This is a genomic window from Alteromonas sp. ALT199, from assembly GCF_018619335.1.
Taxonomy (GTDB): domain Bacteria; phylum Pseudomonadota; class Gammaproteobacteria; order Enterobacterales; family Alteromonadaceae; genus Alteromonas.
Map to the genome: position 1 here is coordinate 1 of NZ_JAHHDX010000022.1, position 5032 is coordinate 5032.

Genomic DNA, 5032 nt, shown 5'->3' on the forward strand with positions numbered 1-5032 from the left:
AACTTTTCTTTTGCCATTTCTATTATCCCAGCAAAGTTACATTAAAAAATTTAGAAATTTTACATGAGCTGGGGAGAAATAAACTGGTGCTGATAGGCAGATTTGAACTGCCGACCTCACCCTTACCAAGGGTGCGCTCTACCAACTGAGCTATATCAGCACTGATTTGGAGCGGGCAGCGGGAATCGAACCCGCATCATCAGCTTGGAAGGCTGAGGTAATAGCCATTATACGATGCCCGCAATCCTAATTCTCTGGCCACCTCATAGAGAAAGTGGTGGAGGGGGCAGGATTCGAACCTGCGAAGGCTGAGCCGGCAGATTTACAGTCTGCTCCCGTTGACCGCTTGGGTACCCCTCCAGATTGATGGTGCCGACTGCCGGAATCGAACTGGCGACCTACTGATTACAAGTCAGTTGCTCTACCAACTGAGCTAAGTCGGCACTACATCAAGTGGGTGCGCATTCTAGAGTATTGTTTAACTCTGTGCAAGTGTCTTTTTGAAAATTTTTCAATTTTCTTTTTTGACCAATTTTTCAACTAATCAAAAACTTACGTCGCTGTTCACTTTAGAAGTTCACTTCGAGCGTAGCGGGCAAGACCCTGCATCACCAAATGAGCGAGGCGCATGTTATCAGCAGATTTTAAGAATGCAAACACTTTTTTGTCTCCACCCCCTAAAATTATATCAAAATCGGTTTGTTTGCTTGATATGTAATCAATTGCGCTCAAATAAACACCATATAGGGCAGCATGACACCCTGTTGCAACACAATCTTCAGTATCGGTTCCAACCCCAAAGGTGGTCGGAATTTCATCATTTGCGAACACTTTTTTAGTAGAAGCCACCAATGCATTACGCATAACTTGAAAACCAGGCACGATCCAACCGCCTAAATGTTGACCATCTACGACAAAATCGACGGTTATAGCTGTACCCACATCCATAACAAAAAATGCTTTTTTTGATTTTTCTGCACCACAGACCATGGCAAGCCATCTATCAACGCCCATTTTTTGAACATTCGCGTAACTATTTTTTATGCCGAAGGCTTCTTTCTCTGTATGTTTTTCTACAAAAACAATATTTCTTTCATTACACATGGTGGATATTTCATCGACCAGCTCTTGGTTTCTTACCGAGGCAATGTATAAATGTGAAATTTTTTTCTGAGAATCGATAAAAGAGAAAAGAGAAATAGCATCTTCACATGCATTTGGCTCTTCTTCTGCATGGCAAAGTAGAGAATATTTTATTCGGGTGTTACCAATATCAACTAGTATGACGTGGCTTTCTTCAATGTTATTCATATATTGGGTTTCAATCGCAAAGCAATGCGCATTACGGACAGATGAAATGCTGTTTAAAAATCACAAGGATAAGCTACTAGGTAATTTTATTGTAAAAATGGCCTAAATCTTCGTAGCTCAGCTATAAAGCAAAACAAAATAAAACGTTAATTGCCTCTAAGACTCACTTCACCACCGTGGAAACGCGTAATGCCATCTTGCGTTTCAACAAGAAGTGCGCCGCTGGCGTCCACTCCCCTATCAATACCAGAAAAACGCTTATCTCCCATTTGCAAAACAATGCGCTTGTCTGCGTATAAGTCGAGCGCTTCCCAATAAGCAGAGAAAGGACCAAAGCCTTGTTGGGTAAATTTCGGTAAATAGAACCACAATGATTTAATAATTTCTGCTGCTAAAGCATTTCTATCTGGAATAGTACCTAAATAAGACGCGAGATCGCTATGAGGCTGACCTACATCATATTGATTGTTGGGTACACAAACATTTAAGCCTATGCCGATAACACTATGTGCCGTTGCACCTATCTGCCCTTCTACTTCAATAAGTACACCGGCAAGCTTTTTACCCTGCAGATAAATATCATTTGGCCATTTTAATTCGGCATCTTCTACACCAAATTCTTTAAGTGCATCGCAAACGGCTAACCCTACTAGTAAAGAAAGCCCAGCCATACTTTGATAACCATCAGGAAAAGACCAATACATAGAAAACGTTAAGCTGCCGCCCACTGGAGCTAACCAAGAACGACCGTGTCGCCCTCGCCCATCGGTTTGAATTTCAGCGAAAACGACATCGCCGTTTTCAAGATCTTCTCGTTTACTCGCGATACGCTTCTTCATTTCCGTATTGGTGGAAGGTAAAACCGACTCCACATCAATAACCGCTCGTTTTGTATTGCCTAAATGGCGTTTAATGCTGTCAGCGCTTAACAATGGAAAACCTCGTTCTAACCGGTAGCCTTTACCTTTAACTTTAAATACATCTAAACCCCAATCGGCAAGTTGGGAAATATGACCCGCTACCGCGGTACGTGAAAGTCCAACTTGCTGAGCTATGGTTTCACCTGAATGGAACTGACCATCAGACAACAAAGCGAGTATATGTTTTCTTATAGCTTTTGATGCTTGTCTCATAGCGAAATAAGTCCTTTGTTTCCTAATAAGCGTACTTCGGGTTCGAGCTGTATGCCAAATTTATCCTGTACGCTTGCTATGATATTTTTCGCCATGGTAATCACATCGCTTCCGGTGGCACCACCTAGGTTAGTAAGTACCAATGGCTGTGTAGGGTGGCAACGTACTTTATTCAACGTTTTGCCTTTAAAACCTGCTTGGTCAATTAGCCAAGCAGCGGGTATTTTAATTTGTTCTTGTTCGTTTCCAGCATTATCGCTTACAACAAAATGCGGTACCGACTCATATTCCTGCGCTATTGCTTGATAAACCGCATTAGAAACTACTGGATTTTTAAAAAAGCTACCTGCATTACCTAACTCGCTAGGATTCGGCAGTTTGCTTTTTCTAATTTCAATTACCTTACTATACACCTTTTCTGGTGTTGGCTCGGTAAGAGCAGCTAATTCGCCATAGCTTACTTCAAGCTCGTATTGCTTAGGTAATTTAAAGTTTACATGGGTGATAAGTACTTTGTTGGCTAACGCATGTTTAAACACACTATCTCTATAACCAAACTGGCAGTCTTCATTACTCAATAATACCTGTTCGCCGGTTTCAAGAAATACACATTCTACTTTTTCGATTAACGAATTTACCTCTACCCCATACGCTCCAATATTCTGAATGGGGCATGCGCCAACTGAACCAGGTATTAACGCTAAGTTCTCAAATCCGTACCATTCCTCTTTCATACAGAGCGTAACAAAGTCATGCCAGTTTTCACCCGCGCCTACCCGTAAATAGTGGTGGCTTTCAGTATCGAAGTGGCTTATGCCTTTTATTTCGTTTACCAGTATTGTGCCGTCAAAATCGTCGGTAAAAATTGAGTTGCTACCACCACCTAATATATAAGTGGCGTTGTTGGTCTTATTATTTTGGGTATTGAAGATAGATAGAAATGAAGCAACGTCGGTAAACGACTGGATAGAATCACAAGAAGCTGCAAGGCCAAATGTACTGTAAGGTTGTAGTGAGGGCATAGAATTTTACGAACTGCGAACAATCCGCTAATGGTAGGGTAACGAGGCGGCAAATAAAAGTGTAAACGCTCAAATAAGTCGGCTTCTATGTTCTGCTTTATATACTCCTACAGAACATCACTACCGCCATCGCAGTTCATTATTAGTTAGCATAGTTGCCTAAATAGTTTTCAGTAACTACCTAATTCAGTTTTTCTCATAGGCATTTGATCAATCATACTGTAAATAAGATAGCTATCGAAGGTGTCATATTCAGCTTTAATTTTACTATCTAGCCCTATAAGCGTTACTTTAGTTTCTGGGTTTAGCTTACCAAGAGAGACATTACATATAGGGTAACCAAAAACAATAATAGGTTGTTGCTCGACTATACCTATCACAACGAGCTTCCTCTCAGAAAGGGCAGCCTTTTCATATTCAGCGAATGCATAAAGATTGTCCAGTTCACTTTTGCTTTGCACCTTGTAGATTAAAACCCTGTTTTTCCAAACAAGTTCCCCCAGAGCAATTTCACAATAGGGCCTGGAGCTATCTGCCAATGTAAAGGCGGAGTAGAACCCCGTGAGCAGTGTAAAAATAAAAAAGTAGATAATGTTCATATTTATAACTACTAACGATCTGCCTGATTAGCACAAAAGTAATGGGGTCAGAGTACATTATTTTGATATAACGCGCTGATAATATGGGCTTTCTGAGCACTTTCGGATGTTTCTATTAATAAAGTACTTCGGTGACATAGTTTAGATAGGTGTTTTATTACTTACGGTTGCTCAGGTACTAGCTCATTAAGGTGCAGAACCATCCAACCGTTAATATAGATATTTCTAGGCCGTCTAGCATCGTAAATAGCACCGGAAGCCACTAACTCATTTATTTTTGCTTTATTAAGTACCAGATTGTCAACACGATAGTAATTACGTAGCAATAAAGCTTTATCAAACTTCGCATGTTGACTCGGCGACACGGGTGTTGTGTGAGCGATATTTCCGACTTTAAATGTGAGGGTATCATTACTTACTTTGAGCAATTTCAGCGGCACATAACGAAACCGAGCATCCGATGAGGGATCGATGGCTCTATAATCGATATAGAAGAAGTCGTTTTTCTTAGGGTTCGCTAAGACCCTCTCTTTTTCACTATTTTCAATAAAGGCATTACCAATAAAGAAAAATGCAATTAGAGCAAAGCAAACAAGTTCTGCATGCTGCTTTAGTAAAGCAGTAAAAGGTTCAAGTTGAAAGTTACCTTGCAAATAAATAGGGTTATTGTTAAATGGTAATGCTGGCATACAAACTCCCTAGTTGTTTTGTGTTCCAATACCATACCGTTCAATTTTCAACCTGTCTCTTATAATATTAAATAAAAGGGGTCAGAGTACATTTCTCCGTTGCCAATAAGGCAAGAGTTAATCATCTCAATAAGGGAAAGATGTGCCAAAGCGGGTATATCTGAAACATTGAGATAAGAGTACACATTTATGATGTACCGACGATATAGCGGGGCTTGACGATAATGGTTTTCTGATGAAATTCAGATGTCTTAGCTAATAATGTACTCTGACCCCAT

At 40.4% G+C, this 5032-nt stretch carries 5 protein-coding genes and 4 tRNA genes; all 9 read right to left on the reverse strand.

Translation table 11 applies throughout. The features are described from left to right. Positions 1-84: 84 nt before the first annotated feature. Positions 85-160 (reverse strand) — tRNA-Thr (locus tag KL866_RS02850). 7 nt (positions 161-167) lie between these two features. After that, positions 168-242, reverse strand: a tRNA-Gly gene (locus tag KL866_RS02855). Between the two features lie 33 nt (positions 243-275). Further along, positions 276-360: transfer RNA gene (locus KL866_RS02860), tRNA-Tyr, on the reverse strand. Positions 361-367: 7 nt separating this feature from the next. Continuing rightward, positions 368-443, reverse strand: a tRNA-Thr gene (locus tag KL866_RS02865). Positions 444-564: 121 nt separating this feature from the next. Then, positions 565-1311 (reverse strand): type III pantothenate kinase, encoded by a 747-nt coding sequence (locus KL866_RS02870; protein WP_029661599.1) that lies wholly within the window; start codon positions 1309-1311, stop codon positions 565-567. 146 nt (positions 1312-1457) lie between these two features. After that, the gene (gene birA / locus KL866_RS02875) at positions 1458-2444 is read right to left on the reverse strand and encodes a bifunctional biotin--[acetyl-CoA-carboxylase] ligase/biotin operon repressor BirA (protein ID WP_214993250.1); all 987 of its coding nucleotides are present in this window, start codon (positions 2442-2444) and stop codon (positions 1458-1460) included. Then, positions 2441-3466: a UDP-N-acetylmuramate dehydrogenase gene (murB, locus tag KL866_RS02880; RefSeq protein ID WP_025257662.1), complete on the reverse strand. Its 1026-nt coding sequence runs from the start codon at positions 3464-3466 to the stop codon at positions 2441-2443. The genes birA and murB overlap by 4 nt, the downstream gene beginning before the upstream one ends. A 170-nt stretch (positions 3467-3636) precedes the next feature. Beyond that, positions 3637-4065: a DUF4174 domain-containing protein gene (locus tag KL866_RS02885; RefSeq protein WP_214993252.1), complete on the reverse strand. Its 429-nt coding sequence runs from the start codon at positions 4063-4065 to the stop codon at positions 3637-3639. Positions 4066-4226: 161 nt separating this feature from the next. Then, on the reverse strand, positions 4227-4754 hold the full coding sequence (locus KL866_RS02890) for a hypothetical protein (protein ID WP_214993254.1): 528 nt from the start codon (positions 4752-4754) through the stop codon (positions 4227-4229). Between the last annotated feature and the right edge of the window lie 278 nt (positions 4755-5032).